General features: G+C 62.6%; 26 protein-coding genes. 13 read left to right on the plus strand and 13 right to left on the minus strand.

Features of this window, described 5'->3' with window-relative positions; all coding sequences use genetic code 11:
• Window position 1: 1 nt before the first annotated feature.
• From JAB1_RS26090 to JAB1_RS26110, 5 genes are all read right to left on the minus strand, one after another.
• Window positions 2-967 carry a GGDEF domain-containing protein gene (locus JAB1_RS26090; protein ID WP_070257586.1) on the minus strand — a complete coding sequence of 322 codons (966 nt, stop codon included), beginning with the start codon at window positions 965-967 and terminating at the stop codon, window positions 2-4.
• Window positions 968-1,226: 259 nt separating this feature from the next.
• Window positions 1,227-1,604, minus strand: coding sequence for an HPF/RaiA family ribosome-associated protein (locus JAB1_RS26095; protein WP_034781728.1), 378 nt, complete (start codon window positions 1,602-1,604; stop codon window positions 1,227-1,229).
• Window positions 1,605-1,793: 189 nt separating this feature from the next.
• Entirely contained in the window at window positions 1,794-2,459 is a 666-nt protein-coding gene (locus tag JAB1_RS26100; protein WP_070282471.1) for a DUF1345 domain-containing protein, read from the minus strand.
• Between the two features lie 38 nt (window positions 2,460-2,497).
• On the minus strand, window positions 2,498-3,769 hold the full coding sequence (locus JAB1_RS26105) for an MFS transporter (protein WP_034781732.1): 1,272 nt from the start codon (window positions 3,767-3,769) through the stop codon (window positions 2,498-2,500).
• An 80-nt stretch (window positions 3,770-3,849) separates the two neighbouring features.
• Entirely contained in the window at window positions 3,850-4,875 is a 1,026-nt protein-coding gene (locus tag JAB1_RS26110; RefSeq protein ID WP_070282473.1) for a CDP-6-deoxy-delta-3,4-glucoseen reductase, read from the minus strand.
• 12 nt (window positions 4,876-4,887) lie between these two features.
• On the opposite strand from JAB1_RS26110, the gene JAB1_RS26115 reads away from it, so the two are divergent.
• The 4 genes from JAB1_RS26115 (at window position 4,888) to JAB1_RS26125 (ending at window position 7,107) form a co-directional block, all read left to right on the plus strand.
• Entirely contained in the window at window positions 4,888-5,805 is a 918-nt protein-coding gene (locus JAB1_RS26115; RefSeq protein ID WP_070282475.1) for an SDR family oxidoreductase, read from the plus strand.
• An 84-nt stretch (window positions 5,806-5,889) separates the two neighbouring features.
• Window positions 5,890-6,150, plus strand: coding sequence for a hypothetical protein (locus JAB1_RS26120; RefSeq protein ID WP_034781738.1), 261 nt, complete (start codon window positions 5,890-5,892; stop codon window positions 6,148-6,150).
• A 205-nt stretch (window positions 6,151-6,355) separates the two neighbouring features.
• The gene (locus tag JAB1_RS29065; RefSeq protein WP_139179352.1) at window positions 6,356-6,625 is read left to right on the plus strand and encodes a hypothetical protein; all 270 of its coding nucleotides are present in this window, start codon (window positions 6,356-6,358) and stop codon (window positions 6,623-6,625) included.
• A gap of 242 nt (window positions 6,626-6,867) precedes the next feature.
• Window positions 6,868-7,107 (plus strand): hypothetical protein, encoded by a 240-nt coding sequence (locus JAB1_RS26125; protein ID WP_029496207.1) that lies wholly within the window; start codon window positions 6,868-6,870, stop codon window positions 7,105-7,107.
• 87 nt (window positions 7,108-7,194) lie between these two features.
• On the opposite strand, the gene JAB1_RS26130 is transcribed toward JAB1_RS26125, so the two are convergent.
• The 3 genes from JAB1_RS26130 to JAB1_RS26140 all read right to left on the minus strand — a co-directional run bounded on the left by JAB1_RS26130 (window position 7,195) and on the right by JAB1_RS26140 (window position 11,960).
• Window positions 7,195-7,941 carry a hypothetical protein gene (locus tag JAB1_RS26130; protein ID WP_034781741.1) on the minus strand — a complete coding sequence of 249 codons (747 nt, stop codon included), beginning with the start codon at window positions 7,939-7,941 and terminating at the stop codon, window positions 7,195-7,197.
• A gap of 190 nt (window positions 7,942-8,131) precedes the next feature.
• A complete protein-coding gene (locus tag JAB1_RS26135) occupies window positions 8,132-9,991 on the minus strand; it encodes a CHASE domain-containing protein (RefSeq protein WP_244517640.1) in 1,860 nt (619 codons plus the stop codon).
• Between the two features lie 202 nt (window positions 9,992-10,193).
• Window positions 10,194-11,960, minus strand: coding sequence for a glutamine--tRNA ligase/YqeY domain fusion protein (locus JAB1_RS26140; protein ID WP_070282477.1), 1,767 nt, complete (start codon window positions 11,958-11,960; stop codon window positions 10,194-10,196).
• Window positions 11,961-12,121: 161 nt separating this feature from the next.
• On the opposite strand from JAB1_RS26140, the gene JAB1_RS26145 reads away from it, so the two are divergent.
• The 4 genes from JAB1_RS26145 to JAB1_RS26160 all read left to right on the plus strand — a co-directional run bounded on the left by JAB1_RS26145 (window position 12,122) and on the right by JAB1_RS26160 (window position 14,715).
• On the plus strand, window positions 12,122-12,415 hold the full coding sequence (locus JAB1_RS26145; RefSeq protein WP_010395442.1) for a DnaJ domain-containing protein: 294 nt from the start codon (window positions 12,122-12,124) through the stop codon (window positions 12,413-12,415).
• A gap of 105 nt (window positions 12,416-12,520) precedes the next feature.
• Complete coding sequence (locus tag JAB1_RS26150) at window positions 12,521-13,033, plus strand: hypothetical protein (protein WP_035828715.1); 513 nt, start codon at window positions 12,521-12,523, stop codon at window positions 13,031-13,033.
• On the plus strand, window positions 13,023-13,823 hold the full coding sequence (locus JAB1_RS26155) for a hypothetical protein (RefSeq protein ID WP_034781755.1): 801 nt from the start codon (window positions 13,023-13,025) through the stop codon (window positions 13,821-13,823). Before JAB1_RS26150 ends, JAB1_RS26155 begins: the two co-directional genes overlap by 11 nt.
• Window positions 13,824-13,842: 19 nt before the next feature.
• Window positions 13,843-14,715, plus strand: a complete 873-nt coding sequence (locus JAB1_RS26160; protein ID WP_034781756.1) for a hypothetical protein — start codon at window positions 13,843-13,845, stop codon at window positions 14,713-14,715.
• Window positions 14,716-14,746: 31 nt separating this feature from the next.
• Here JAB1_RS26160 and JAB1_RS26165 read toward each other — a convergent pair whose 3' ends face one another.
• Entirely contained in the window at window positions 14,747-15,649 is a 903-nt protein-coding gene (locus tag JAB1_RS26165) for a LysR substrate-binding domain-containing protein (protein ID WP_070282479.1), read from the minus strand.
• 108 nt (window positions 15,650-15,757) lie between these two features.
• Between JAB1_RS26165 and JAB1_RS26170 the strand changes: the two genes are divergently transcribed.
• Entirely contained in the window at window positions 15,758-17,035 is a 1,278-nt protein-coding gene (locus tag JAB1_RS26170) for an MFS transporter (protein WP_070282481.1), read from the plus strand.
• Window positions 17,036-17,040: 5 nt separating this feature from the next.
• On the opposite strand, the gene JAB1_RS26175 is transcribed toward JAB1_RS26170, so the two are convergent.
• Window positions 17,041-17,685 (minus strand): hypothetical protein, encoded by a 645-nt coding sequence (locus JAB1_RS26175; protein ID WP_070282483.1) that lies wholly within the window; start codon window positions 17,683-17,685, stop codon window positions 17,041-17,043.
• Between the two features lie 168 nt (window positions 17,686-17,853).
• Here JAB1_RS26175 and JAB1_RS26180 point away from each other — a divergent pair, with 168 nt between their 5' ends.
• On the plus strand, window positions 17,854-18,180 hold the full coding sequence (locus tag JAB1_RS26180) for a hypothetical protein (RefSeq protein ID WP_070221866.1): 327 nt from the start codon (window positions 17,854-17,856) through the stop codon (window positions 18,178-18,180).
• A 19-nt stretch (window positions 18,181-18,199) separates the two neighbouring features.
• Here the strand turns inward: JAB1_RS26180 and JAB1_RS26185 are convergent, their stop codons facing one another.
• Together JAB1_RS26185 and JAB1_RS26190 are read right to left on the minus strand one after the other, a co-directional pair.
• Window positions 18,200-19,066 (minus strand): LytTR family DNA-binding domain-containing protein, encoded by an 867-nt coding sequence (locus JAB1_RS26185; RefSeq protein ID WP_070282485.1) that lies wholly within the window; start codon window positions 19,064-19,066, stop codon window positions 18,200-18,202.
• Window positions 19,063-20,181, minus strand: a complete 1,119-nt coding sequence (locus tag JAB1_RS26190; protein ID WP_070282487.1) for a histidine kinase — start codon at window positions 20,179-20,181, stop codon at window positions 19,063-19,065. Before JAB1_RS26190 ends, JAB1_RS26185 begins: the two co-directional genes overlap by 4 nt.
• Before the next feature lie 197 nt (window positions 20,182-20,378).
• Between JAB1_RS26190 and ugpQ the strand changes: the two genes are divergently transcribed.
• Entirely contained in the window at window positions 20,379-21,116 is a 738-nt protein-coding gene (gene ugpQ / locus JAB1_RS26195; protein ID WP_070282489.1) for a glycerophosphodiester phosphodiesterase, read from the plus strand.
• Window positions 21,117-21,205: 89 nt separating this feature from the next.
• Here the strand turns inward: ugpQ and JAB1_RS26200 are convergent, their stop codons facing one another.
• Window positions 21,206-23,263: a TonB-dependent receptor gene (locus JAB1_RS26200; protein ID WP_070282491.1), complete on the minus strand. Its 2,058-nt coding sequence runs from the start codon at window positions 23,261-23,263 to the stop codon at window positions 21,206-21,208.
• A 157-nt stretch (window positions 23,264-23,420) separates the two neighbouring features.
• Between JAB1_RS26200 and JAB1_RS26205 the strand changes: the two genes are divergently transcribed.
• Window positions 23,421-23,894, plus strand: a complete 474-nt coding sequence (locus JAB1_RS26205; RefSeq protein ID WP_034781775.1) for a transcriptional repressor — start codon at window positions 23,421-23,423, stop codon at window positions 23,892-23,894.
• 119 nt (window positions 23,895-24,013) lie between these two features.
• Entirely contained in the window at window positions 24,014-26,626 is a 2,613-nt protein-coding gene (gene alaS / locus JAB1_RS26210) for an alanine--tRNA ligase (protein WP_070282493.1), read from the plus strand.
• Window positions 26,627-26,681: the final 55 nt, after the last annotated feature.

Raw genomic sequence — 26,681 nt, forward strand, 5'->3', positions numbered from 1 at the left:
ACTACAGCATGACCCTATTGCGGCCGCCGGCTTTTGCCCGGTACAGCGCCGCGTCGGCCGCGGCGATCAGCGCATGGTCGTCCTGTTCGGCCGCCAGGCTGGCTACGCCGAAGGAACCCGTGATGTGCGGCAGCGCGCTGCGCATGTCGGCGAAGATGACGGCGAGCTGCATGCGTTCGCACAGGCGCTCGGCGACCCGCAGGGCCACGTGTTCGTTGGTATCGGGCAAGATCACCATCATTTCCTCGCCACCGTAGCGCACGGCAAAATCCGTGGGCCGCAGGGCCGCGCCCAGCACTTGCGCGGCGATGCGCAATGCCTGGTCGCCAGCCTGGTGGCCGTGCGTGTCGTTGAAGCGCTTGAAATGGTCGAGGTCGATCATCACCAGCGACAGCGGAGAGCCGCTGGCGTGGGCCGTGACGATCATGTTCGGCAATAAATCCGTCAGCCAGGCGCGGTTGTACAAGCCCGTCAGGCTGTCGACCATCGACAGCTGGCGGTAGAATTCGCCCAGTTTCTGCCGGCGGCGCAGCAGGGCGTTGGCGGCGCGGATGCGGAAGGACAGCAGCCGCAGCAGGTTGCGCGCCAGGCCGTTCGACTGTTCGATCAATTCCCAGACGATGGCCGCATCGATCACCAGCAAATCGGTTTCTTCCAGGGCGGAAATGGCGGCCAGGTTGCTCGCTTCATCGAGCACCGATTGTTCACCCACGCTTTCGCCGGGCAAGACCTTGCTGACGGTGCCGTCATCCATGCCCGTGTGGGTGTCGGCGGCCACGGCCAGCGAACCGCGCAGGACGATGTACAGGCTGGCGCCTTGCGTGTCGGCAATGGCTTCGCCCGCTTCGAGGCGCATGACGGGGCAGGGCGCCAGCATGGCAGCCGTCTGGCTATCCGCCCCATCGCGAAATAGCTGTAAATCGCCGATGTTGCAGCCTGAAGCGCCGAAGTTGCCGATCTGTTCCACAATCACACTTTCAAAAAGCCGGCGCGCGAGCAGGGTGCCGGTATCTTCATGATAGCGTAAAGCAGCCTTGGCTGTAACGGCAAAGGCTTGCTTGAGGTTACTTACTGTGAGAAATACGACAATTATTTCATTGCCGCGTTAATACGCTGGAACACTTGCTGTTTTAGTATGGATGTTGCCGCGCGTGAACGGCGGGGCAGATGTGCAAAGGCAGCCTTGAACGGCTGCCTCAGTCTCTGGAAATCCTGCGGGTGGGGAGTTACTCGGCGGTTTCTTCCGCTTCGGCCGTATCGATCACGGCATTCTTGCCGGTGGCGTGGCGCTTGCTGTCTTGCAGGCGGCCCAGGGCGCTATCGATGGCGCGTTTCAGTTTATCGGTGGCGCCGGCAACGGATTGATGCACGGTGGCGTTCTGTTCGGTCACGGCAATCGGTTGATAGCCAGCAACGCGTGCTTCCATGACGCAGCGGATATCGTCGGCGCCGCCTTTCGGGCCATTCGTATCGCTGATGTGGACTTCGATGCGGGTCAGGTTGTCGCGGAAGCGGTTCAGTGCGCTTTCAAGTACGGATTGCACATGTTCGTTCAGTCCAGCGGTGTTGGCGATGGTGCTGTCGGTATGAATATTGATTTGCATATGCTTACTCCTGTCAATTCAAAAAAAACCCATCTCAGGCGTGATGCGGCCTGGTTGCTGCCTCATGCACATGACCTCGTGCATGGAACTTATCTTACTCCTCTTTCCAGTATTTCAAGAGGGTGCGCACGATTAAGATGGGCTTAACCCTTCAGCCAGGTCAAGTTTCCGCTACGAAATTATTTACCCTCAGCCATTGATGAGACCGGCCGCGATATTGATCGACAGCCCCAGCACGACCAGGTTGAAGAAAAAGCTCAGCACGGATTGTCCCAGCACGATCTGCCGCATCATGCGCGTCTGCACGGAAACGTCCGACGTTTGCACGGCCACGGCGATGGTGAAGGCGAAATACAGGAAATCCCAGTAATCGGGGTCTTGCTCATCGTCGGGAAACTTCAGGGGGCGCAGTGCGGGGTCGGCCTGGTAATACAGGTGGGCGTAATGAAAGCAGAACAGGGTACCGACGAGGAACCAGGAACCCACCAGGGTGAGGATGGTCAGGCCGTAGTGCAGCGCGCGCTCGTCCGGCGCCATGTCTTTCATCGAGGACAGCTGCGAGACGATGGCCACCAGGCTCATCACGGATGCGACGGACAGGGCCGACAGGACGGTTGCCGCCCGCTCGTCCTGGCGCGCCGCCATGGCTTTCACCTTGTGATGGTTGGCGCGCATCATCATCCAGGCCATCGTCGCCAGGTAGAACCAGACGGCCACGTTCCACGCCGTCAGCAAACGCGTCATCTGTTGCCAGGATGCGGGCAGCAGCAGGCCGGCCGCCACGCCGATGGCCGTGGCCATGCTCAGGTGGGGGCGGCTGCGGATGAAGCCGTGGAACGGAAGCGTGATTTTCATGGTGCGGGTTCGTCAGTGGCGATAGCGCATCTTAGACCTTATGCGCTTGCCGTGGTGGCCGTCCTGGCGGCCGCTTCCTTCTCGTGGTGGGGGAAGCGGTCCATGCGCGACAGCACGGGGAACATCACGGCCCAGATGCCCGTCACGGCCAGGGTGGCGGCGCCGCCGAAGAGCACGGCGCGCACCAGGCCGAACCAGCCGGCCGTCAGGCCCGATTCGAATTCGCCCAGTTCGTTCGAGGCGCCGATGAAGACGGCATTCACGGCGCTGACCCGGCCGCGGATCTCGTCCGGCGTCTCGAACTGCACCAGCAGGTGGCGGATGTAGACGCTGACCATGTCGCCGGCGCCCATCAGGAACAGCGCCGCCAGCGCCAGCGGGAAATAGCTGGTGCTGCCCAGCACCAGGGTGCCCAGGCCGAAGACGGCCACGCCGCCGAACATCCAGGCGCCCACGCGGCGCGTGATGGGGAAGATGGCCAGCGCGATCGAGCACAGGGCCGCGCCGGCCCCCGGCGCTGTGCGCAGCAAGCCCAGGCCGCTGGGGCCGATATGCAGCACGTCGTGCGCCAGCGCCGGCAGCAGCGCCGTGGCGCCGCCGAACAGCACGGCAAACAGGTCGAGCGAAATGGCGCCCAGTACGATGGGTTTCGACCAGACGAAGCGCAAGCCTTCGAGCAGGGTATGCCAGCTGACTGGTTCGCGCTTGACCACTTGCGGCGCGGGCGTGGTGGCGCGCATCAGCAGGACGGACACGACCAGCAGTGCGGACGAGATCAGATACACCACCTTGGGGCCGAAGTAATACAGCAAGCCGCCCAAGGTAGGCCCCAGGATGATGGCCACGTGGGAACTGGACGAGCTGAGCGCCACGGCGCGGCTGAAGTGTTGCGTGGGCACCATGTTGACCAGCACGGCTTGCGTGGCCGGCATCATGAAGGCGCGCGCGCTGCCGAACAGCACCAGCACGGCAAACACGGGCCAGACGATGGACAGGCCGCTCAGGGTGAACGCCAGCAGGGCCAGCGCGCACGCCAGCTGCGCCGCCAGGCACCAGGCGATGATATTGCGGCGGTTATAGCGGTCGGCCACGTGGCCGGCAGGCAAAATCAATACGAGGAAGGGCGCGAATTGCGCCAGGCCGATCAAGCCCAGGTCGAACAGGCTGCCCGTGATCTGGTACACCTGCCAGCCGATGGCCACGCTTTGCATCTGCACGGCCACCGTGCCCAGCACGCGGGCGGAAAGATAAAAGGCGAAGTTGCGGTGACGCAGGATACTGAAGCCGTTGCCGGCAGAGGCGAGAGACATGAATACTTTCCAGGACACGACGGGGTGAGGCGGGTGGCGGCAGCGGATGCCGCGCCAGCAGCACCCCGCTGTCTGGATGCTTACTTGGCCAGGTCGGCTTCCGTGGTGAAGGCGTCCGCGTAGAACTCGTCGGCTGGCAGCTGGCACAGTTGCACGAAGTCGCGGTGGGCCGCATCGACCATCACGGGCGCGCCGCAGGCATACACCTGATACGCGGACATGTCGGGCAAGTCGGCGATGACGGCCTGGTGCACGAAGCCCGTGCGGCCTTCCCACGCGTCTTCCGGCAAGGCGTCCGAAACGACTGGTACATAGGTGAACTGCGGCAAGTCGGCGGCCCACTGGCGGCACAGCGCATCCATGTACAGATCGTGCGGACGGCGGCCGCCCCAGTACAGGGTGATCGGGCGCGTGGATTGCTCGTTGATCATGTGCTCGACGATGGCTTTCAAGGGAGCAAAGCCCGTGCCCGAGGCCAGCAGCACGACGGGCTTGTCGGAATCTTCGCGCAGGAAGAAAGTGCCCATCGGGCCTTCGAAGCGCAAGATGTCGCGCTCCTTCATGCTGCCAAACACCTGGTCGGTAAACAGGCCGCCCGGCAGGTGGCGGATGTGCAGGGTCATCGGGCCGCCATCGGCGGGTGCGCTGGCCATGCTGTAGCTGCGGCGTTTGTTGTCGCGTAACAGGATTTCGATATACTGTCCGGCGCGGTAGTTGAGGCGCTCGCTGGCTGGCAACTGCAGGGTCAGCACGACGACGTCGGGCGCGACTTTCTCGATGGTGGTCACGCGCGACGGCATTTTCTTGATCGGGTAGTCGCTGCTGCCCGCCACTTCGCGCGCTTCGATGACGAGGTCGGCGTTGGTGGTGGCGCAGCAGAACAGGGAAAAGCCGGCCGCTTCCTCTTCCGGCGTCAGGGCGCGCTGCTGGTGCGCCTTGTGCTGGACGGTGCCGGAAAGCACTTTGCCCTTGCAGGAACCGCAGGCGCCATTTTTACAGCCATACGGCAGGCCGACGCCGGCGCGTATCGCCGCCGCCAGCACGGTTTCGTCCGCTTCGCAGCTGAACTGGTGGCCGCTGGGCTGAACAGTAACTTGAAAAGTCATACAATCCTTGAGATGAAAAATATGTTAATGCACTCTTTGCGCAAGCCGTCAGGCTTGCCGCGCCTGCTGATCCTGGGCTGCGGCGACGTCGGCATGCGGTTGCTGCCCTTGCTGCGTACGCGCTTTCGCGTCTTTGCCGTCACCAGCCAGCCGGCGCGCTGCGCGCAGCTGCGGGCGGCCGGCGCCGTGCCCATCGTGGCCAACCTCGACGAGCGCGCCAGCCTGAAACGGCTGGCGGGACTGGCGACGATGATCGTGCACCTGGCGCCGCCCCGGTCGTCGGGCTTGCTGGACCGGCGCACGCGCAATCTGGCCGCCATTTTACCCGAGCACGCACGCATGGTGTATGTGAGTACCAGCGGCGTGTATGGCGATTGCGGCGGCGCCTGGGTCGATGAGACGCGGCCGACGGCGCCGGCGAATGCGCGCGCGAAGCGGCGCGTCGATGCCGAGCAGGTCTTGCGCGGCTGGGGCGCGCGCCGCGGCGCCAGCGTGGCCATCCTGCGCGTGCCCGGCATCTATGCGGATGACCGCCTGCCGCTGAAGCGCCTGCGCGAGGGCACGCCAGCCCTGGCCGCGGATGACGATGTATACACCAACCATATCCATGCCGATGACCTGGCGCGCATCATCGAACGGGCTTTGTGGCGGGGCAAGCCGGGGCGCGTGTATCACGCCAGCGATGACAGCGAACTCAAAATGGCGGAGTATTTCGATGCCGTGGCCGACACGTTCGGCTTGCCGCGCCCGCCGCGCCTGCCGCGTGCCGAACTGCAGCAGGTGGTCACGCCGATGCTGTTGTCATTCATGTCCGAATCGCGCCGCCTGCACAATACGCGCATCAAGCGCGAGCTGGGCGTGCGCCTGCGCTACGCGCGCGTGGCCGATGCCTTGCGGCCGCTGTCTGCCGACGGGGCCGGCATCGGGTAAAATGGCCGGTTATCTGCGCACTTTTCCTGGGCCGGCGCGCAGCGCGCCGTTCCGGCGGTGCGCCATTCACTTAAGGAATACCGCATGAGCACCCTCACTTACGAAGAATACCTGGACGAGGTCACCACCGTCCTGACGGAACTGTATGACCTCGACGACGACGCCGCCATCAAGCTGGTCGTGGCGGCGCAGGACGCCGAATTTTTTGTCCCGCACGATGCCCATGAAGAAATGCGTACCGTCGAACAAGCCAAGAAGGATGCGGTCACCTTGTTCGAGCGCAAGCAGAATCGCCAGCAAACGCAGGAAAAACAGCAGCAGCGCGTGCGCCAGCAAAAGAAATAAGAACGGATCACCGGGCTTCTGGCCGCCTGGCCGTGAGGCAACATGGGCTTCGGCGCAATGCCGGGGCCCGGCCATTTGATGCAGCGCAAACGTGCCATGGCACGCTGGCGATATGGTGAGCAATGTCGTCACGCGTCCGGGCTCTTGTGGCGGGCTCGGCATCCACAATGAGCGTGACGTTGTTTCCCGTCAGCAGGAGCGAGCCATGCGAGCTACGAGTCACCCCAGCAAGGAACAGGTACGCGCCTATATGCGCCGGCGCGAACGCGCGCTGCAGCCGCCGCCGCCGCCCGATGAAATCCGCCGGCAACTGGCCTGGTGCCGCGTGGATGCCATTCCGGGCACTTGCCCGCTTGCCACCCCGGCCGGTGTGGCTGCGCAAGGCTGGCATTTATCAGCGGAAATGGCCCGCCTGAGCACCCTCATGGCCATAGCCTGGCTCATGCATAGCGGTGTTGCTCATCGTAAAAATTGATGACGTGCAGCAAATTTTTCCAATTTGAGTTATCCTCTAGCACATTCCAAGTGCGTCAATTCTCTTCAATTATCACAATTTTGCTTTAAGTTACGCAAAAATCAACAATAGCGTGTATTATATTGTTTGCGGCGTAAAAGCCGCATAAGTGATGGCGCTTTTTAGTGTGTTTACCCTGAATTATTGCAGAAGAGACATTCGGTTTCTTTTTGCCTTAATACAACAAGTACGGATTTTCGATCATGTCTCTCAAACAAATTACCTCTTTGCCTACCTACAACCCGAATCGCGTCCTCGATGCGATCATCGACAAGCTGCAACTGAAGAACGATGCCGCCCTGTCGCGAGCACTGGAAGTGGCGCCACCGGTCATCAGCAAGATTCGTCACAACACCTTGCCGATCGGCGCCACGATCCTCATCCGCATGCATGAAATCAGCGATTTCAGCATTCGTGAACTGCGCGAGTTGATGGCTGCCTAAGAGCGCCTGACAGACGGCAAACTGAGAGGTGCCGTCTGCGTTAGTCAAGCTTGCCGCGTGCGGCAGCCATACCTGCCTTCCCGTTTTCTATTGCGTGTCCGGGCTCAGCGTCGGACGATCCGTATAGAAGCGCCCTGTTTCCAGACCAGTCGGGGATGACTCGACCAGCGCTGCGGCCACTTTGCCGGGCGCGCTGGAAAATGCGGTCTGGGCAGCACCGGTGGCGCGGCCCGAATACGCGGTCGCTTGCACCGCAGCACTGGAAAACGCCGTCTGCACGGCCCGGCCAGAATACGCCGTTGCCTGTACCGCGGCACTGGAAAACGCCGTTTGTACGGCGCGCCCCGAATACGCCGTCGCCTGCACGGCCGCGCTGGAAAATGCCGTCGCCTGTACCGCCGCACTGGAAAATGCCGCCTGCACGGCGCGTCCCGAATATGCCGTCTCCGCGCGGAGATAATCTTCCCCGAATGTCTGCTCGTACAACTGCTTCATGCGTTCGCCCACGCGGTGGTGCGCCGCTTCGTCGTCTTCGCCGCGCAAGCCGATGTACGGGAAGTGATGCAGGAAGTAGCCGAACACCTGTTCGCAATCCGCCGCATATTTGAGGGTATCGAGGATGTGGTAGTGCCAGAAGGTATCGACGTCCATCAGCGGCGCCGTTTCTTCCTGCGGAAACTGTTTCATCAGGATCAGGAAGCGGCGGTATTCGAATTCCACCGCATTCGCCTTCTCGAGGCTCCATCCTTCGCCTGACTCCCGGTGCATCAGCTTGACCTTGATCGCGTCCAAATTCAAATCGGCAATTGCCTTGAAACTGTCGTTCGTATCCATGAATGTCCTTTGGTAAAGAGCGTTGTGGGAACTGCGGTAAAACAAGGGAAAGCGGTGGCTGTGTACTCCTGGCAAGTAGTCGGGGGAATGCCTGGCCGATGGCGGGCAGGCGCTAAGTTGTTCTACATCAATATTGCATCTAATTACAAAATACGCAAGCTGAGCTTGTTTCATGCGGAACGCGCGCCGCTCAGCTGCTGGCCCGGCTTTCTTCCTGGTAGGGAAACGCGGTGGCGTCCGCGCCCAGCGGTACGCTGACATGCACGCTCATGCCGGCGCCGGGGCTGCTTTCAATGTAGAAAGTGCCGCCCAGCAACTTTATACGTTCTTCGATGCCCACCAGGCCAAACGAGCCCAGCTTGTTTCGCCCGTCGATGGCCGCGCCCACGCCGTTGTCGCTGATGCTCATCGACACCGTATCGCGGCACTTTTCCAATTTGACTTGGACGCGGCTGGCATTCGCATGCTGGGAAATATTGCTGAGCGACTCTTGCAGGATGCGGAACAGGGCCGTCGCGCATTGGTCGCTGAGGCAAATGTCGTCATGGCTTTCGCTCACTTCGCAGGCGATGCCCGTGCGCTGGCGAAATTGCGCCACCTGCCATTCGACGGCCGCATTCACGCCCAGGTCCAGCACGGTAGGGCGCAAGTCGTTGATGATCTGCCGTACGCTCTTGATGGTGGCGTCGATCTGCTCCAGGGTTGAGCGGGCACGGGCGTTCAGGCGCGGGTGGCGGCGCTGCGTGCGCGAGGCCAGCATGTCGGCGTCGATGCGCAGCACCAGCAGGTTCTGCCCCAGGTCGTCGTGGATTTCGCGCGCGATGCGCTTGCGCTCTTCTTCCTTGATCTGGTCGGCGTGGGCCGCCAGGCGGCGCAGTTTCTGGTGCGACAGCTGCAGGCGGATCTGGCTGGCGCGCAATTCCTCCGTCATGCCTGTCGCCATCTGGATGGCGCGCCGGCGCGACGACGCCAGGGTGTGGAACAGCACATACAGCAGCATGGTGCTGGCAAAGCCGATCAGCAGGGCCAGCCACGGCAGGAAGGCGTCGAAGCGCGAATACAGGTCGCTCTTGCGCACGCTGAACAGCGCTTGCCAGGCGCGGCCATTGTGCTCGATCAGCAGCGTGCTGCTCAGGTAGCGGCCCGAACTGCCGGGCTGCCACCATGGCGCATGCATGCCCGCCGCCGTGCTGTCGAAGATGGGGCGCATGTCGTGCGGCAACTGCAGCGGCACCTCCCGCTGTTGCAGCGCCTGCGGGCCGATATCGAACAGGGTCAGACGGACGTTGCGTACCGGCATGTCGGCCAGCGCGCTGCGCATCATCGTCACCAGGTCGTAGCCGATGCCGACGGAACCCTGGTAAGCCGCGCGCCTCTGCTCCACCGTATCGACCGGCATGCCGAAGCGGTACACGGGCAGGCGCATGGCCATGCCCGTCAGCTGGGGACGGCCGTCCATCGGCACGGGCACGCCGGAATTGCTGATGCGGCCGGAATCGCGCGACTCCGCCAGCGCTTCCGCGATCTGGGGGCGCGAGGCGATGTCATGGCCATACTTTTCCGGGGCGCTGGCGATCGGCTCGATGTATACGAGCACGGAATACTGGGCGCGCGGGCCGGGCGGGTGGATGGCAAACGCCGGATAGCCGTCGCGCCCGGGCGGATAGTCGCGCCGCATGGCCGCTTCGTAGGCGGCGCGCTGCGTCTCGTCGAGTTCCTGGCTGTAATTGAGGTTCATCACGCCCGGGTAGTTCTGTTGCAGGGCGATGTTAGCCACGTAGCGGTGGAATTGCTCGCGGCTCACGTGTTCGTTGGCCTGGAACAGGCTGGCCGTGCCGCGCAGCAGGTTGGCATACGACTTGGTGCGCGATTCGATGTTTTTCTGGGTGTTGTGCGCCAGATTGTTGAATTCTTCGCTGGCATCGCTTTCGATCGACAGCGAAGCGGCCATGTAGAACAGCAGGCCCACCATCGTCGACACGACAAAGCCGAACAGCCACAGCGGTCTTTTTTCAGCAGCTAAGGGGTGTTCGCCGGCAGTAGAAGGCATTGCCATCCGCATCAGGAAGAGGAATCGGGTGCCGCCTGGTGGCGGAGGCTAGGCTAGGTTGTACAAGCACTATTAAAATTGCAAATTGCTCAATAGCTGCCTAATATACAAAATTATCGTTATTATAGTCAACAGGCAATATTTCCCGTTGAAACGAAAAAAAACCGCCGCAGCGGTTTTTTTTGTGGGTCGTCCCGGTGGCTTACTTGGCGGGCTGCCAGCTGTCTTTCAGGGTGACGATGCGATTGAAGACGGGCTTGCCAGGCTGGCTGTCGACCCGGTCGGCCGCAAAGTAGCCGTGGCGCTCGAACTGGAAGCGCTGTTCCGGCTGGGCCAGTTCCGCGCCCGGTTCCAGCCACGCCTGCACCACTTCCTTGGCCAGCGGATTCAAGGCCAGCTTGAAGTCCTTGCCGCCCGCGTCCGGCTGCGGGTCCGTAAACAGGCGGTCGTACAGGCGCACTTCGGCGGGAATGGCCGTCGGTGCGCTGACCCAGTGCATATTGCCCTTGACCTTGTAGTTGGCGCTGCCTTCCGTGCCCGACTTGCTGTCCGGGAAATAGGTGCAATGCACGGCGATGACCTTGTCGTCCGCATCCTTGTCAAAGCCTGTGCACTCGATCACGTAGCCGTAGCGCAAGCGTACCTTGCTGCCCGGCTTGTCGTCGATCGGCGGATACAGGCGGAAATAGCCTTTGTTCGGCACTTCCATGAAGTCGTCTTCCTCGATCCACAGCTCGCGCGAGATGGGGAAGGTGCGCAAGCCGCGTTCCGGGAAGTGCGGGTGCACGGGCGCCGTGCATTCCACGCTTTCGTTTTCAGGGAAATTATCGATGATCAGTTTCAACGGACGCAGCACGGCTACCGTACGCGGTGCCTTCGGATCCAGGTCTTCGCGCAGGCAGCCTTCCAGCACGCTGTAGTCGATCCAGCCGTCGGATTTCGTCACGCCCGTGCGTTCGCACATCAGCTGGATCGCTTCCGGCGTGTAGCCGCGGCGGCGCATGCCCACCAGGGTCGGCATGCGCGGATCGTCCCAGCCGTCGACGATTTTTTCTTCCACCAGCTGGCGCAGCTTGCGCTTGCTGGTGACGATGTAGGTCAGGTTCAGGCGCGAGAATTCGAACTGGTGCGGCACCGGCTTGGCGAAGAAGCCGCCGGCCGACAGGGTTTCCAGCAGCCAGTCGTAGAATGGGCGGTGGTCCTGGAATTCCAGCGTGCAGATCGAATGCGTGATGTTTTCCAGCGCGTCCGAGATCGGGTGCGTGTAGTCGTACATCGGATAGATGCACCAGGCGTCGCCCGTGCGGTGATGGTGCGCATGGCGGATGCGGTAGATGGCCGGATCGCGCAAGTTCATGTTCGGCGAACTCATGGCATCTTCGCTCATCTTCGCACGCAGGATGTGCTCGCCATCCTTGAATTCACCCGCCTTCATGGCGCGGAACAGGGCCAGCGATTCGTCGCGCGGACGGTCGCGGAACGGCGAATTCTTGCCGGCCTGGCCGAAATTGCCGCGGTTGGCGGCCATGTCTTCGGCGCTCTGGCTGTCGACATAGGCAAAGCCGGCCGTGATCAGGTATTCGGCCATCGCGTACAACTGGTCGAAATAGTCGCTCGCGTAGTGCAGATGGCTCTGGCCATCGGCATGCTTCGGCTCCCAGTCAAAGCCCAGCCATTTCACGCTGTCCATGATGGTGTCGACGTATTCCTGCTCTTCCTTCGCCGGATTGGTGTCGTCGAAGCGCAGGTTGCACTGGCCGGCGTAATCGCGCGCCAGGCCGAAGTTGACGCAGATCGACTTGGCGTGGCCCACGTGCAGGTAGCCGTTCGGCTCCGGCGGGAAACGCGTGATCACCTGGGGCAGGCCGGGACGCACGTGGGCGCCGGCAGCCAGGTCGGCTTCGATGATGTTACGCAAGAAATTGGGCGCCAGCGCTGGCGCGGCGGTATTCGGTTTATCGTTGCTCATTGATCAATGCGGAAGAGTGACAGTAAAAAGCATTTTACCGTACCGCAAGCGCTTTATAAGCACGTATTTGCCCCCATATCCCAGCATGCAAGCGACGCGGGCGCCGTTCTATAGGATAATTCGCCTTTAATTAGTAGAAAAACGTGACCCCGGAGCCTTTTATGGAAAATTTATATAACGTCCTCGGTGTCGCGCCCAATGCCAGCGACGATGAAATCAAGAAGGTTTACCGTTCGCTGGCCATGCGCTTCCACCCCGACCGCAACCAGGCCCCCGGCGCCGAGGCGCGCTTCAAGAGCGTGACCAAGGCGTATGAAATCCTGGCCGACCCGGCCAAGCGCGCCGAGTACGACCAGAGCGTGAATCACCGCATCATCATCGACCCGGAAGCGGAAGCCTATGCCCTGTGGTGCGGCGTGTTCCGCCTGCATGGCACCGTCCTACCGGCAGATTAAGCCTGCTGGCGGCTGTCCGGCCAGCCTGAATGATTTGAAAAACAACAAACAATGGTGCTTTTGCTTTTAAGTAAAAGTGCCGCGCACCACATTGGAAAGCACAGCATGAGAAGAGTACACCCTGAATTCGCATACCAGTCGCGCGAGCTGGAAGGCCAGATTGAAGGCATCCTCGGCGACCCGCCGAACCGCAAGAACTACAAAAGCATGGTCGACGCCCTGGTCGGTGAATACGCGAGCGGCGGCGGCATCGAAGACGTGAACATGCTGGCCTTCGCGCTGGTCGACCACATCACCTTCAGCGACCCGAAAGGCTTGCTGGCCGAAAGCGAAGACTACGAATTCGGCGATACGGCCCGCGTGTTTTCCATGGCCGCGTGCGCCGCGCCGGAAGCGGCAAAGATGTACGCCGCCATCGAAGAGAGCTTCCCCGACCTGGCGCGCCAGGCCATCATCACGGCCTTCCTGCACAAGAATCCGCGCCTGTGGGACGACGACGACCAGTCGCTCGACCAGCTGGCCGCCAATGACGATGGCGACGACGATCACGACGAAGACGAAGCCACCGACGATTTCGCCCAGATGTTTGACCAGGATGGAGATGACCATGGCAGATAATGACAAGCAAAATGCGGATCAAAAGAGCAATCTTCCCGCGCTGACGAAACAAGTCACGGAATTGGTGCTGTCCGGTTCGCTGGGCCACGCCGAGCAGGCGTTTGCCGATGCGGCCGACCAGTATGGCGACCTGGCCGTGGTGGAAGTATTGAATGCCATCCCGCCACAGGTGACGGCCCTGCATTTGGCCGGTTTCGACGGCGGCAAGATGTCGCTGGCGACCTTGCTGGTGCCGCCGAAAGCCTGGGCCGACAGCCTGGCCTTCATCGCCGCCACCTGGAGCGACGACCAGATCGAGGACGATCCTGAACGCATCGCCGAAGCCCTGTTCGCGCACATCCACGGCGTGGTGTTTTCCACCGACGACGCCGAGCGCCGCCGCGAGCTGCTGCTGGAAGCATCGGCCACCGACTGGGGCGCCACGGCGTTTGCGATCCTGTTCTCGATGGCGCCGAAGGAAATCCTCGAAGTGGCGGGCGAGATCGTCATCAAGGGACCGTATGTGACGGGCGTGACCTCGTCCGACAATGACGTCGTGCCGCTGGCCATCGAACTGGCGCAAGCGAATGAAGACGGCTGGGACCGCTCGTTGTTCGAACTGTTCCCCGACTTCCGCCACAGCGCCGACCTGGCCGACGCGGAATACTCGGACGACCCGGACGAAGAGCCGACCATGTTGCAGCGTAGCACCAAGGAATTGCTGTACCGCCTGCGCAAGCAAGTGCCGAGCACGCGCAGCGCGCCACGCTCCAGCACGCGCCGCAGCCTGGGCACCGGCATTTTCTCGTAATGAAAGCAGGGAACGTCTAATGCTGCCAGCAATTGTTGTAGAGAATCTTCCGCGCCTGGTGCGCGCCATCAAACTGTTGCCGCGCGACCCGCGCGAGGACGCGGCGCTGAACCTGGCCGACGAATTGACGGGCATCACGGCCATGGTGGCCGAGAAGTTCACGAATGAACGCACGGCCGATGGCATCCAGAAAGCGCTGTACCTGACGGTGGGCGGCGTGTCGCTGGGCCTGGAGCAGGCCGTCACGCATGAAGGCGACCAGGCCGCGCTCGATTTCCTCGTCGAGCACGGCGCCGAGCACGCGTTCCAGGTGGGCTTTCGCCTGATCAAGGACCTGTCGCAGTTGCCGGAAGACGCCCTCGTCGGCGAGTACGACCAGGACCCCGTCTACCTGCAGCGCCGTTTGCGCGAGCTGTTCATCGATATTTGCCAGGCCGACCCGAACCAGAACTGGGCCGGCTATGAAAAGTATGCGCTGCAGTTGCAACAGCGCAAGGAAGTGCAAGCCGTCGTGCGCCTGGCCGGCTGGCTGCGCCGCCACCATGACAACGGCCCCGTCAGCGACAGCGACTTGAATGCCGAGGGCGTCATCGCCCTGGCCATCATCTTCGCCATCGAAGGCGGCGGGCGCATCATCGCGCGCACGGGTCAAAAGGAGTTTGAACGCTTTGTGCGTTCCGTGCGCAAGAACAAGCCCGACTTCGAGGAAGGCTGGGCCGCCCTGGTGGCCAAGGTGCCTGTGCAGCACCATCCCGTGTTGCTCGACCGCATAGACTCGTACCGCCGCAGCTGCACCGTCGTGCATAAAATCCTCACGCGGGCCAGCATGAAGAGCCTGTTCGAGGACCTGGAAAACTACGCGGGTTCCGAGCTGGATGCGGATTACTCCTGACGCATGTCAACGTGGGCCGGCACTTGCCGGCCTATTCTTTTTCTTCCAGCGCCGCTTCCTCGGCCAGTTTCACGAATGCCGCCACCAGTGGCGATGTCTCTTCCTCCCTTTGTGCAAGCAATAAGCTGGTCGTCGCCTGCGGGTCGGCGATCGGGCGGTAGCACACGCCATCCATGCGGATGCGGTCGAACGAGGCGGGCAGCACGGAAATGCCGCAGCCCGCCGCCACCAGGCCGATGATGGTCGACGCTTCGCCCGCTTCCTGCGCGACCTGGGGCACGAAGCCGGCCGCCTTGCACAGGCGGAAGATCTGCGGATAAATCCCCGTGCCCGCATCCTTGGGGTACATGACAAAGCCTTCGCCCGCCATGTCGGCAATGGCAATCGCCTTCTTGGCCGCCAGCGCGTGGGCGACGGGCAGCACGAGGAACAACGGGTCTTGCCGCAATTGCGTCAGCTTGATATCGGAGGGGTACGTCGTTTCCGGCGGGCGCACGAAGCCCAGGTCCATCGTCCTGCCCGAGATCGCCTCGAGTTGATGCAGGGTCGCCATTTCGTGCAGGGTCAAGGTGACGTGCGGGAATTGCTGGCGGTAGCGGTTGATGACGGTGGCAAAATACGGCGTAAACGGCGTGGAAAACGTAAAGCCGATGCGCAATTCGCCCGCTTCGCCCCGTTGCGCCCGGCGCGCCGTGACGGCCGCCTGTTCCGACAGGGCCAGGATGCGCCGCGCATCGTCGAGGAACAGCGTGCCCGCCTGCGTCAGCCGCACGGAGCGCTTGTTGCGCTCGAACAACTGCGCCCCCAATTCTGCCTCCAGCGCCTGGATTTGCTGGCTCAGCGGCGGCTGGCCGATGTGCAGGCGCTCGGCTGCGCGCGTGAAGTGCAGCTCCTCGGCGACGGCGACAAAGTAACGCAGGTGGCGCAGTTCCATATTTGTCCAGTAATCGTTTTAAAGTATGAGTTGGGCCTTGAATATATATTGGACGATATGAGTTGGCAATCCTAAGATGAAGACTCGCTTCCTCTTCGAAACACGGCCATGTCTGATTCATCGCTTGCTTTTGCCTCCGTCGCCACTCCGGCGCTTGCTCCTGTTGCTCCTCCCGCTCCCCGTTCGGCCATCGCCAAAGGTACGGCGGAATTCAAGCGCAGCAACCGCGCCCTGTTCTTTGGCGGCTTTTCCACCTTCAGCCTGCTGTATTGCATCCAGCCCCTGTTTCCGCTGCTGTCGCACCAGTTTCATCTGACGCCGGCGCAAAGCAGCTGGTCCTTGTCCGTATCGAGCGGCTTGCTGGCCATCTCGCTGGTGCTGCTGAGTGCCGTCTCGGACCGGGTCGGCCGCAAGCCCTTGATGGTGGCGTCGATGTTTTCCGCCGCAATATTGACCATTTTGTCTGCGTTTGCACAGGATTATGCGCAGCTGCTGGCGATTCGCGCCGCGCTGGGCGTGGCCCTGGGCGGCATGCCGGCCGTGGCCATGGCTTACCTGGGCGAGGAAATCGAGGGGCCATCGCTGGGCCTGTCGATGGGCTTGTATATTGCGGGCAGCGCGTTTGGCGGCATGTCGGGGCGGCTGGTGGCGTCCATGCTCAGCGATTTCCTGTCGTGGCGCTGGGCCCTGGGCGTGCTGGGCGTGGCCGGCGTGCTGGCGGCGGCCGAATTCTGGCGCAGCCTGCCCGCATCGAAGAACTTCGTGCCCAGTACCAAGGGCTGGAACGCCTTGCCGCACGCCATCAAGCAGCATTTTTCCGACCGGGGCTTGCCATGGCTGTTCTGCCTGGCCTTCGTGCTGATGGGCTGTTTCGTCAGCCTGTATAACTACATCGGCTACCGCCTGCTGGCCGCGCCATTTGGCTTGCGCCAGAGCACGGTCGGCTTGCTGGCCTTCTTGTATCTGATCGGCATCTTCAGTTCCGTCTGGGCAGGCCGTCTGGTGGACCGCCTGGGGCGCCGGGGCGTGCTGTGGATCATGCTGTCGGTGATGCTGTCCGGCATTTTGCTGACCCTGTTCGATTCCCTGCCGCTGATCGTCATCGGCATGGCGCTGGCCACCTTCGGCTTCTTTGCCTCGCATTCGATCGCCAGCAGCTGGGTCAGCCGCCGTGCCCGCGCACCGCAGGCCCTGGCCTCGGCCTTTTATTTGCTGTTCTATTACCTGGGTTCCAGCCTGATCGGTTCCGCCTCGGGCATGATGTGGGGCTTCGACGGCTGGACGGGCGTGGTCATCATGCTGGGCCTGTGCCTGGGCGGCGGCCTGCTGATCGCCTTGCGCCTGCGCCATTTGCAGCCGCTGGGGGCGCGCGAAGCGGTGGGCTGAGGCAGCTATTTGGGGCACATGCCGATCATCGTTTCCCCCTGCTTGCCCGCGCGCGTGGTCACGCACAATGTACCCAGCGCGCTGGTGATTTTATAAGTGCGGCTGCCTTTGGCCTCATTCGCGCCGATTTCCTCGATTCTTGACGCTTCATACCATTTCGGCGGCACGGCTGCGTAGGCCTCGGCAAAGCCTTGCTGCATGCGCTTGAAGGCTGTGTCGTCCAGTTTTTGCTCTCCCCGCTGCGGGAATTCCTTGCGTAACTCCCTGTCGATCTTGCCTACGTCGCGCTTGGCTTGCGCCAGGATATCGGCCGCGCTGGGTGGCGCGACGAGTGTGATCGCTTCCGGCGTTGCTGGCGCCGGCGCCTGCTCGGCGGCGGGAGCGGGCAAGGGGCGGCTGACGGGCGCCGGCACGGGTAGGCGCGCGGCGGCTGGTTTTACGTTGGGCAATGGTACGGGGACCGGCTTGGGCGGCGCCGGGGGGGTGTAGCGCAGCCAGGCGATGGCCGGGCCCTGCGGCAGGTGTTCGTCCGTGATAGCGCGGGGCCGCGACTGCAAGACACTATATGCCAGGCCCACGTGCAGCAGGACAATCAGCAGCAGGCCGGGAGCGCGGCGGGGCAAGGTAGTCAGCGAGGTCATGGAGGGCATGGTGGTTCAGGTACGCCAATGTATCTGAAGGATTTGATAATTATCTAAAATGTCACAAGCGCTTACAAAAAAAGTGCCGCATGGAAATTTTGATGTGCTGGCCGCTGGTGGGGAACCCTGCGCCAGTCTGGTGATCCAATCCAGACACCACGCGAACAGGAGATCATCATGATGCAAGTAAAGGAAGTGGCACGGCGCTTTGGCGCCATTGAACACGCGATCGGCCAGGCAGCCCAGCTGTGCGGCAAGCAGCAGGGCATGCCGATGGACTTGAAGGATTGCATCAACCAGCTGGACCAGCAAAAGAGCGCCGTGCGGCAAGCCATCGACACGCAAGACGATGCGCGCATCCGGCAAGCCGTCGACCAGATGGAATCACTGGGCGACCGCGCCAAGCGGGCGTGCGGCACGGCGACCAGCGTGACGCCGGAAATGAAGAGCGCCGTGCTCAAGGTGCATGATGAATTGTCGGACCTGAAGCACCAGTTGCACTAGGCCCTACCTCTTGACCGCTTCACATCTGGCGGAACAGATGGGCATATAGAGGGCTGACGCGCAACTGCGCCGGGTGCTGGCGCAGGGTCAGCGACAGCTTGCCCGCCTCGTCGCGCACGGCCGTGGCGATGGCGCTGGCGTTGACGATGGTGCCCCGGTGAATTTGCCAGAATTGTTGCGGGTCCAGCTGGGGCAAGAGTTCCTTCAGGCTCGTGCGTATCAGCGCTTCGCTGTCCTGGCACACGACGTTGATGTATTTGTCCAGCGCTTCGAAATACACGACGTCGGCCAGGGCGATCATGCGCACGCTGTTGCCGACGGCTGCCCGTATCATTTGCAGGCGCGGGGCGGGCGGCAGCATGGCTTGCAGCTGGCTCAGCAGGCGGGCCATGTTGTCGTCGCTGGCCGATCCGGCTGCTGGTGCCACCGTGGCGGTGGGCGCTGTCGCGTTCGCCGGCGCTGCCGCAGCATTGCCACCGCCGCTGTCGCGCAAGCGCTGCTGCAGGCGTTCCACCGTCTTGCCCAGGCGCGCATCGTTGACGGGTTTTAAGACGTAATCGGCGGCTGCGTGCTCGAAGGCGGCCAGCGCGTATTCGTCGTAAGCGGTAACAAACACGATGTGAGGAAAAGGGACGCTGTCCGGCCATTGCTCTGCCAGCTCCTCGGCCGCTTCCAGGCCCGTCTTGCCTGGCATCTTGATGTCGAGAAATAGTATGTCGGGCTGCAGCGCCAGGCCTTGCCGCAAGGCTTCCACGCCGTTGGGGCAGGTAGCGACAATGTCGAGTTCCGTCCACAGCCGCTGCAAGGCGTGCGCGAGGGCGGCGGCGAGTATCGGTTCGTCTTCGGCGATCAGGGCGCGTGGCGCGCGTGCGGTGTGTTGGCTCATGCGAGGGGACTCGTGATGGTGGGTGGAAGGGGAAATGTCAGGCGGGCGGTCGCGCCTGCCGGATGGTTGGCGGCCAGCGACAGGCTGGCGGCATCGCCGTGCATGCCGCGCAGGCGTTCGCGGATATTTTCCACGCCCAGGTGCGTGCCCTTGGTCTGGCCCGGATGGTCGAGGCCCAGGCCATCGTCGCTGACGGTAAGAATCAGCACGCCAGCGTCCGTGGAGGCTTGCACATGGATATGGCCGCCTTCGATCTTAGGTTCCAGGCCATGCTGGATGGCGTTTTCCACCAGCGGCTGCAGCAGCATGGGCGGCACCTTGACTTGGCGCAAAGCCTCGGGCAAGTCCAGCGCAAAGCTCAGGCGCGCGCCCATGCGGATGGACATCAGGCCCAGGTAGGCTTGCATCAGGGAAAACTCCTGCTCGAGAGTGGTCGATTCGGCGCGCGAGGAAGAGAGGGTGGCGCGCAAATACTGGATCAGCTGGTCGAGCAGCAACTGGGCGCGGTCCGGATCAAAGCTGATCAGGCCCTGCAGGTTGGCCAGGGTGTTGAACAGCATGTGCGGTTCGATCTGCGCTTGCAGCAATTGCAGCTGCGCCTGCATGGCCTGGCGCGCCACGGATTCGGCGCGGGCCTTTTCCTGGGCTGCCGCCATTTGCAGGCGGGTAATCTTTTCGCGACTGGAGAAAAACAGCACGGCGCCGCCCGTGGCCAGCAAGGTGAACACGAGGGTGCTGACCATCTGCGCGGGAAGCAGTTTTTCGAAGCCGCCCACGTCCACGCCCGTCAGCCAGCTGAACAGGGTCAGGCCCAGCACTTGCGCCACGGGCACGGAAATCAGGATGATGAGCATGAAGGGCAGGAATTTGGGCCGCTGGTCAGCGCCCCATAACGTCAGGCGCATGCCGTCGATCAGCAGGAAGGCGATCGTGCCGATACACATCGAGGCGACCAGGTTTTGTCCAAAATGGCTGCCCGGGTTGAGGATGAAGGTAATGACCAGCGCGCAGATCACGTTCAGCGCCAGTGCGTAGCGCGCATCGTGCAGCATGCGGTAGTACGGAGACTTGGCCTTGGCTGCTGGCGCAGCGGCGGAGGGAGCGTCGGTTTTCATGTTGTTGTCTGCTGGTAGCGATGGGGCATTGTGTGCCAGCGCAAGCCAGGGCGCAACCGGGCTGCGACGAAACGGGGCTGGCGCGCCGCCATTCGCCGCGGCGGGTCGCCAAACGGGGCCGCTTTACTTTTCAGGGCAGGCACGCAATAGTATGGCAAGACAGTCTGTATCCATGGAATTGCTATAAAGGAAGCATCATGTGGCCCTATCCACGTACCCTGGCGCACCGCGGCGGCGGCACCCTGGCGCCTGAAAATACCTTGGCCGCCCTGCGTTGCGGCCTTGCCTACGGCTACCGCGCCGTGGAATTCGACGTCATGCTGGCGGCTGACGCCGTGCCCGTCGTCGTGCACGACCCCGAACTGGGGCGCACCGTGGCCGGCAGCGGGCATATCAGCGATTACACGGCCGCGCAGCTGGGCGCGATGGAAGCGGGCGCCTGGTTCGGCCCCGCTTTCGCGGGCGAGGGCGTGCCCACGTTTGACGCCGTTGTCAGCTATTGCAAGGCGCAGCGCATCTGGATGAATATCGAAATCAAGCCGGCGCCCGGCTTCGACGTGCCCACGGGCGAGGCGGTGGCGCGCGCCACGCGCGGTTACTTTGCGCAGGAAATCGCGGCAGGGGAATTGCTGCCGCTGCTGTCATCGTTCAGCATCGAAGCCTTGCAGGCGGCGCGCCAGGCGGCACCGGAACTGGCGCGCGGCTGGCTGGTCGAACAGATACCGGATGGCTGGGAACGACAGGCGCGCGAACTGGGCGTGGTGGCGCTCCATTGCGATCACCAGCAGATGACGCCGGAGCTGGCGCGAGAGATAAAGGAGGCGGGATACGGGTTGTTCTGCTATACCGTCAACACGCCCGAACGGGCCAGCGAGCTGCTGGCCTGGGGCGTGGATGGGTTTTGCACGGACAGGATCGATCTGATCAAGGCGTAGGTCGGATTAGCGTAGCGTAATCCGACTTCATGGTGCCGTGGCAACGTCTGCTTAGGCGCCACGCGCTAAGCCGACCTACGCTTCCATCCTTAGAACGTCACGCGCATGCCGACGGTGACATTGCGCCCCATCAACGGCGCCGCATTCTTGATGAACGAGGTGTGGCTGTACGCCAGTTCATTCGTCAAGTTGTTTGCCTTGATGTAGAACTGGGCCGGCGTCGTGCCGATGCGCGTGTCGTAGTTGGCGGAGAGGTTGAGCATGTTGTAGCCCGGGGTTGCCGTTTCGAACGCTGCCACTTTATCCTGCTTGCCCACGCGATAGAACTCGGCCACGCCGCTCCATGCCTGCCAGTTGGCATCGAACTTCACGCCGACGCGCTGGGCCGGGATGCGCGGCAAGTTGCCACCATCGTTGGCCAGCTTGGCCCGCACGTAGTCGCCGAACACGCTGGCGCCGAACATGGGGTTCAATTGCTGGCGGATCTGGCCTTCCACGCCCGTAAACGTGGCGTCGCGCTGGGCGTACTGGATCAGCTGGAAGCCTTCGTGGTTGTCCAGGGTGGAGCCGAAGATGTAGTTGTCGACCTTGTTGCGGTAGGCGCTGGCCGAGAAGGTCGTGGCGCCCGCATATTTGCGCAGGGTCAAGTCGATATTGTTCGACGTTTCCTTGCCCAGGTTTTCATTGCCCAGCTCATACGTGGCCGTGGCCATGTGCACGCCGTGCGCATACAGTTCCTCGGCGCTGGGCAGGCGGTGCGTGCGCGAGATGGTCGATCCGAGCGAATACTGGGGCGCGAATTTCCACACGGCGCCCAGAGACACGGACGTGCCCTTGGCGCTGCGGTCTTGCAAGGTGGCGCTGTCGACGGTGATGTCCTGCCATTCGTGGCGCAAGCCCGCTTCGAAGCGCCATTGGTCGAGCTTGTATTCTTCCACCAGGAAAGCCGCGTGTTTCTTCGTTACCGTCGGCGCCACGTACGCTTCTTCACCGAGAGCGGAGAAATCGCGTTTCGACGTTTGCAGGCCGAGCACGCCGCGCCAGCCGAAGACGGGATGGTGTTCCATTTCCAGGCGCGCATCGTGGCCCTTGTTCTTGAAGGTGGTGGCGATTTCCGTGCCTTCGATTTCATCATGCTTGTAATCGGTGAACGCGGCGCGCAGGCGCAGCTTGGCGAAGCCGGGAACCGGATCGCGCAATTCGCCGCGCACGTCCCAGCGCTCGCTCTTCAGCTTCACGTACGGCACGCTTTCATGCTCGTGATCGTGGTCGTGTTCCTCTTCATCGCCATGGTCGTGGCCTTCGTGGCCGCCGCAGTGCAGGTGCGTGCCGTGCGGGTGGCAGCTTTCGAATTCGTGGTTGTGGCCAGGCAAGCCGTATTCCGCGTGCTGGCTGGTGAAGGCCAGGCCCAGGAAGCCGCGTGATCCCACCCACGACACGCCCACGCTGCCCGTGTCCGTCTTGTTGTAGCTGCCGCCTACTTTCGAGCCGCCTTCCCAGCCGCTGCCGACCTTGTATTCCTTCGCGTCGCGCTTGACGCCTTCCGCGTGGAAGGCGATGTTGCCGGAGCCTCCAGTCACTTCAAAGGCGCCCGCCTTTTCGCGCGCGGCCGAGTTGGCGCGCACTTCCGTGCTGCCTTCAAAGCCTTTTGCCGGCACGCGCGTGGGGATTTTCTTGTCGATCACATTGACCACGCCACCGACGGCGCCGCCGCCGTAGGCCAGCGCGGACGGGCCGCGCAAGACTTCAATCTGTTCCGACAGCATCGGTTCGGCCGCGACAGCATGGTCCGGGCTGATGGTCGATGCATCCTGCACTTCGGCGCCATCGGAGAGCACTTTGACGCGCGGGCCATCCATGCCGCGGATGATGGGGCGGCTGGCGCCGGCGCCGAAATGGCTGGACGTGATGCCGGGCTGGCCGGCCAGGGTTTCACCGAGCGTCGCTTCGCGGGCGCGCACCAGTGCCTCGCCTTCGAGCACGGTGACGGGCGTGCTCATGTCGTCGCTGCCCAGGGCCAGCGCACTGGCCGAGACGGTGACGGCAGGCAAGGTGGCGGCTTGCTGCGCCAGGGCGCTGGCGGGAGCGGCAAAGGCCAGCATGATGGCCAGCGCGAGGGGAGTGGGTTGGTGAGGACGGACGGACATGGGCAAGGTTCCTTATCGGCTATCAGTGTTGGCAGGGTTGGGGCAGCGCGTGAAAAGGAAATAGCCTGCCCTAAGATGATAATGATAACCCATTATCATTACTGTGTGACAGTTTTTCCGGACGGTAGATATAGTCGGATGGTGTATTCTGTCGGCTATGGAACGCACAACACGTCAAAAAACCGCTATTCAAGCCGCCATCGAGTCGGCCCAGCGCCCCCTGTCGGCGCAGGAAATCCTCGAACAGGCCAGCTTGCAAGTGACGCAGCTGGGCATCGCTACCGTCTACCGCAATCTGAAGTCCCTGGTACTGGAAGAAAAAGTGCACGTGGTGACCTTGCCGGGTGAAAACCCGCGCTACGAGTCGAACACGGTCGCCAATCACCACCACCACCATTTCCAGTGCACCACATGCCAGCGTGTGTTCGACGTGCATGATTGCCCGGGCGACTTGAAGCGCATGGCGCCGCAAGGCTTTGTTGTCGAGCGCCACGAGCTGACCCTGTACGGCCGCTGCGCCGACTGCAATGCCGCCGCCGGCGCCACAGGCTCTGCGGCCAAGGGCGCCGCCGCCGGGGCCAAGGCCGCGCCTGCACCGCACGCCTGCGCCAGCCACCACGACCCGGCCTGAGCGGGCAGGTCGTCGATGTTGGCACGGGCGCAACAATGCCCTGGCCAGCCGTCATTGCCGCACCCCATATCACGTATAATCTTCCCTTTAAAGCTGCCGCCACTCTTTGCCAAAAAAACATGAAATCAACTGAAATCCGCGACAAGTTCCTCAAATTTTTCGAGTCCAAGGGCCATTCCATCGTCCGTTCCAGCTCCCTGGTGCCAGGCAACGATCCGACCTTGCTGTTGACGAACAGCGGCATGGTGCAATTCAAGGATGTGTTTACGGGCACGGACAGCCGTCCGTACACGCGCGCCACCTCGGTGCAGCGCTGCGTGCGCGCTGGCGGCAAGCACAACGACCTGGAAAACGTCGGCTACACGGCGCGCCACCATACTTTCTTTGAAATGCTGGGCAACTTCAGCTTCGGCGACTATTTCAAGCGCGATGCGATTCAATACGCGTGGGAATTGCTGACCAAGGTGTACGGCTTGCCTGCTGACAAGCTGACGGTCACCGTCTACATTGAAGATGACGAAGCGTACGATATCTGGGCGAAAGAAATCGGCGTGCCGACCGAGCGTATCATCCGCATCGGCGACAACAAGGGTGCGCGCTACGCATCGGACAATTTCTGGCAGATGGCGGATACGGGTCCATGCGGTCCATGCACGGAAATCTTCTACGACCATGGCGCCGACATTCCTGGCGGCCCGCCGGGCTCGCCTGACGAAGATGGCGACCGCTTCATTGAAATCTGGAACCTGGTGTTCATGCAGTTCAACCGCGACGAAGCCGGTGTCATGCACAAGCTGCCGAAGCCGTGCGTCGACACGGGCATGGGCATGGAGCGCCTGGCCGCCGTGCTGCAGCACGTGCATTCGAACTATGAAATCGACCTGTTCCAGCACCTGATCAAGGCCGCCGCGCGCGAAACGGGCGCCACGGACCTGGAAAACAAGTCGCTGCGCGTGATCGCCGACCACATCCGCGCCGCCGCCTTCATGATCGTCGACGGCATCATCCCGGGCAGCGAAGGCCGCGCGTATGTCCTGCGCCGCATCATCCGCCGCGCCTTGCGCCATGGCCACAAGCTGGGCCAGACGAAACCGTTCTTCTACAAGCTGGTGGCCGACCTGGCCATCGAGATGGGCGGCGCCTATCCAGAGCTGGAAGAAGTAAAAGACAACGTCGCCAGCATGCTGAAAGCCGAGGAAGAGCGTTTCGGCGAAACCCTGGAAACGGGCATGAAAGTGCTGGAAGCGCAACTGGCCAAGGATGCCACCGGCATCGACGGCGCCACCGCCTTCACGCTGTATGAAACCTACGGCTTCCCGCCAGACTTGACGGCCGATATCTGTCGCGAGCGCAATATCACGTTCGATCAGGCCGGCTACGACGCGGCCCTGAAGGAAAGCCAGGAATTGTCGCGCAAGGGCGGCAAGACGCACAAGGACAGCAAGGTCGAGTACACGGGCGAGAAAAACACCTTCGTCGGCTACGATCAATTGACGTTCAGCAGCAAGGTCGTGGCGCTGTACGCGGCCGGCACGCAGGTCACGGAACTGAAGGCGGGCCAGGATGGCATCGTCGTGCTCGACACCACGCCGTTCTATGCGGAATCGGGCGGCCAGGTGGGCGACCAGGGCGTGATTTCCTCGGGCGCAGGCAGCTTTGCCGTCAGCGACACGCTGAAAATCCAGGCCGACGTGTTTGGCCACCACGGCGTGCTCGAATCGGGCGTGCTGAAGGTAGGCGACGCCGTCTCGGCGCAAGTCGACACGGCCAAGCGCGCGCGCACCATCCGCAACCACTCGGCCACGCACTTGATGCACAAGGCCTTGCGCGAAGTGCTGGGCGGCCACGTGGCGCAAAAGGGTTCGCTGGTCGACCCGGACAAAACCCGTTTCGACTTCAGCCACAATGCGCCGATGACGGCCGAGCAGATCGCCGCCGTGGAAACCATCGTCAACAAAGAGATCCTGGAAAACCGCGCCACGCAAGCGCACCTGATGTCGTTTGACGATGCCGTCAAGCATGGCGCGATGGCCCTGTTCGGCGAGAAATACGGCGACGAAGTGCGCGTGCTCGATATCGGCAGCTCGAAAGAGCTGTGCGGCGGCGTCCACGTGCAGCGCACGGGCGATATCGGCCTGTTCAAGATCATAGCCGAAAGCGGTGTTGCCGCCGGCATCCGCCGCGTGGAAGCCGTGACGGGCGAGGGCGCGCTGGCGCTGGTGCAAACCATCAACCGCCGCCTGGTCGAAGCGGCCAACGCACTGAAGGCGCAGCCGGAAGAGCTGACTGCCCGCATCGGCCAGGTGCAGGACCATGTGAAGGCGCTGGAGAAGGAACTGGCCGCGCTGAAATCGAAACTGGCCTCGGGCCAGGGCGATGAACTGGTCACGCAAGCCGTCGATGTCAACGGCATCAAGGTGCTCGCAGCCGTGCTGGACGGCGCCGACGTGGCCCGCTTGCGCGAAACCATGGACAAGCTGAAGGACAAGCTGAAAACGGCCGCCATCGTGCTGGCCAGCGTGGCGGACGGCAAGGTCAGCCTGATCGCCGGCGTGACGGCGGATGCGACTTCCAAGGTCAAAGCGGGCGAGCTGGTGAACTTCGTTGCACAGCAAGTGGGCGGAAAAGGCGGCGGACGCCCCGATATGGCGCAAGCTGGCGGCACCGATCCGAGCGGCCTGGCGAATGCCCTGGCTGGCGTGCCGGCCTGGGTCGGCGAACGCGCAAAATAAGGCGTAAGCTAGAGGGCATGCGGGGTTTTCGTCCCACAGCCCCTTGAAAACGGCC

Origin of the sequence: Janthinobacterium sp. MP5059B (assembly GCF_001758645.1) — a bacterium.
GTDB lineage: Bacteria > Pseudomonadota > Gammaproteobacteria > Burkholderiales > Burkholderiaceae_D > Janthinobacterium > Janthinobacterium lividum.

Excerpts from the sequence above, each read along its gene's own strand:
- JAB1_RS26160 (WP_034781756.1), top strand. The coding sequence starts at position 13,843 with ATGCTGCCAGCAATTGTTGTAGAGAATCTTCCGCGCCTGGTGCGCGCC.
- JAB1_RS26150 (WP_035828715.1), top strand. The coding sequence starts at position 12,521 with ATGAGAAGAGTACACCCTGAATTCGCATACCAGTCGCGCGAGCTGGAA.
- JAB1_RS26170 (WP_070282481.1), top strand. The coding sequence starts at position 15,758 with ATGTCTGATTCATCGCTTGCTTTTGCCTCCGTCGCCACTCCGGCGCTT.
- JAB1_RS26135 (WP_244517640.1), bottom strand. The coding sequence starts at position 9,991 with ATGCCTTCTACTGCCGGCGAACACCCCTTAGCTGCTGAAAAAAGACCG.
- JAB1_RS26100 (WP_070282471.1), bottom strand. The coding sequence starts at position 2,459 with ATGAAAATCACGCTTCCGTTCCACGGCTTCATCCGCAGCCGCCCCCAC.
- JAB1_RS26140 (WP_070282477.1), bottom strand. The coding sequence starts at position 11,960 with ATGAGCAACGATAAACCGAATACCGCCGCGCCAGCGCTGGCGCCCAAT.
- JAB1_RS26190 (WP_070282487.1), bottom strand. The coding sequence starts at position 20,181 with ATGAAAACCGACGCTCCCTCCGCCGCTGCGCCAGCAGCCAAGGCCAAG.
- JAB1_RS26110 (WP_070282473.1), bottom strand. The coding sequence starts at position 4,875 with ATGACTTTTCAAGTTACTGTTCAGCCCAGCGGCCACCAGTTCAGCTGC.
- JAB1_RS26165 (WP_070282479.1), bottom strand. The coding sequence starts at position 15,649 with ATGGAACTGCGCCACCTGCGTTACTTTGTCGCCGTCGCCGAGGAGCTG.
- JAB1_RS26155 (WP_034781755.1), top strand. The coding sequence starts at position 13,023 with ATGGCAGATAATGACAAGCAAAATGCGGATCAAAAGAGCAATCTTCCC.
- JAB1_RS26130 (WP_034781741.1), bottom strand. The coding sequence starts at position 7,941 with ATGGATACGAACGACAGTTTCAAGGCAATTGCCGATTTGAATTTGGAC.
- JAB1_RS29065 (WP_139179352.1), top strand. The coding sequence starts at position 6,356 with ATGCGAGCTACGAGTCACCCCAGCAAGGAACAGGTACGCGCCTATATG.
- JAB1_RS26095 (WP_034781728.1), bottom strand. The coding sequence starts at position 1,604 with ATGCAAATCAATATTCATACCGACAGCACCATCGCCAACACCGCTGGA.
- JAB1_RS26145 (WP_010395442.1), top strand. The coding sequence starts at position 12,122 with ATGGAAAATTTATATAACGTCCTCGGTGTCGCGCCCAATGCCAGCGAC.
- JAB1_RS26105 (WP_034781732.1), bottom strand. The coding sequence starts at position 3,769 with ATGTCTCTCGCCTCTGCCGGCAACGGCTTCAGTATCCTGCGTCACCGC.
- JAB1_RS26125 (WP_029496207.1), top strand. The coding sequence starts at position 6,868 with ATGTCTCTCAAACAAATTACCTCTTTGCCTACCTACAACCCGAATCGC.
- JAB1_RS26115 (WP_070282475.1), top strand. The coding sequence starts at position 4,888 with ATGAAAAATATGTTAATGCACTCTTTGCGCAAGCCGTCAGGCTTGCCG.
- JAB1_RS26200 (WP_070282491.1), bottom strand. The coding sequence starts at position 23,263 with ATGTCCGTCCGTCCTCACCAACCCACTCCCCTCGCGCTGGCCATCATG.
- JAB1_RS26205 (WP_034781775.1), top strand. The coding sequence starts at position 23,421 with ATGGAACGCACAACACGTCAAAAAACCGCTATTCAAGCCGCCATCGAG.
- JAB1_RS26180 (WP_070221866.1), top strand. The coding sequence starts at position 17,854 with ATGATGCAAGTAAAGGAAGTGGCACGGCGCTTTGGCGCCATTGAACAC.
- alaS (WP_070282493.1), top strand. The coding sequence starts at position 24,014 with ATGAAATCAACTGAAATCCGCGACAAGTTCCTCAAATTTTTCGAGTCC.
- JAB1_RS26175 (WP_070282483.1), bottom strand. The coding sequence starts at position 17,685 with ATGCCCTCCATGACCTCGCTGACTACCTTGCCCCGCCGCGCTCCCGGC.
- ugpQ (WP_070282489.1), top strand. The coding sequence starts at position 20,379 with ATGTGGCCCTATCCACGTACCCTGGCGCACCGCGGCGGCGGCACCCTG.
- JAB1_RS26185 (WP_070282485.1), bottom strand. The coding sequence starts at position 19,066 with ATGAGCCAACACACCGCACGCGCGCCACGCGCCCTGATCGCCGAAGAC.
- JAB1_RS26120 (WP_034781738.1), top strand. The coding sequence starts at position 5,890 with ATGAGCACCCTCACTTACGAAGAATACCTGGACGAGGTCACCACCGTC.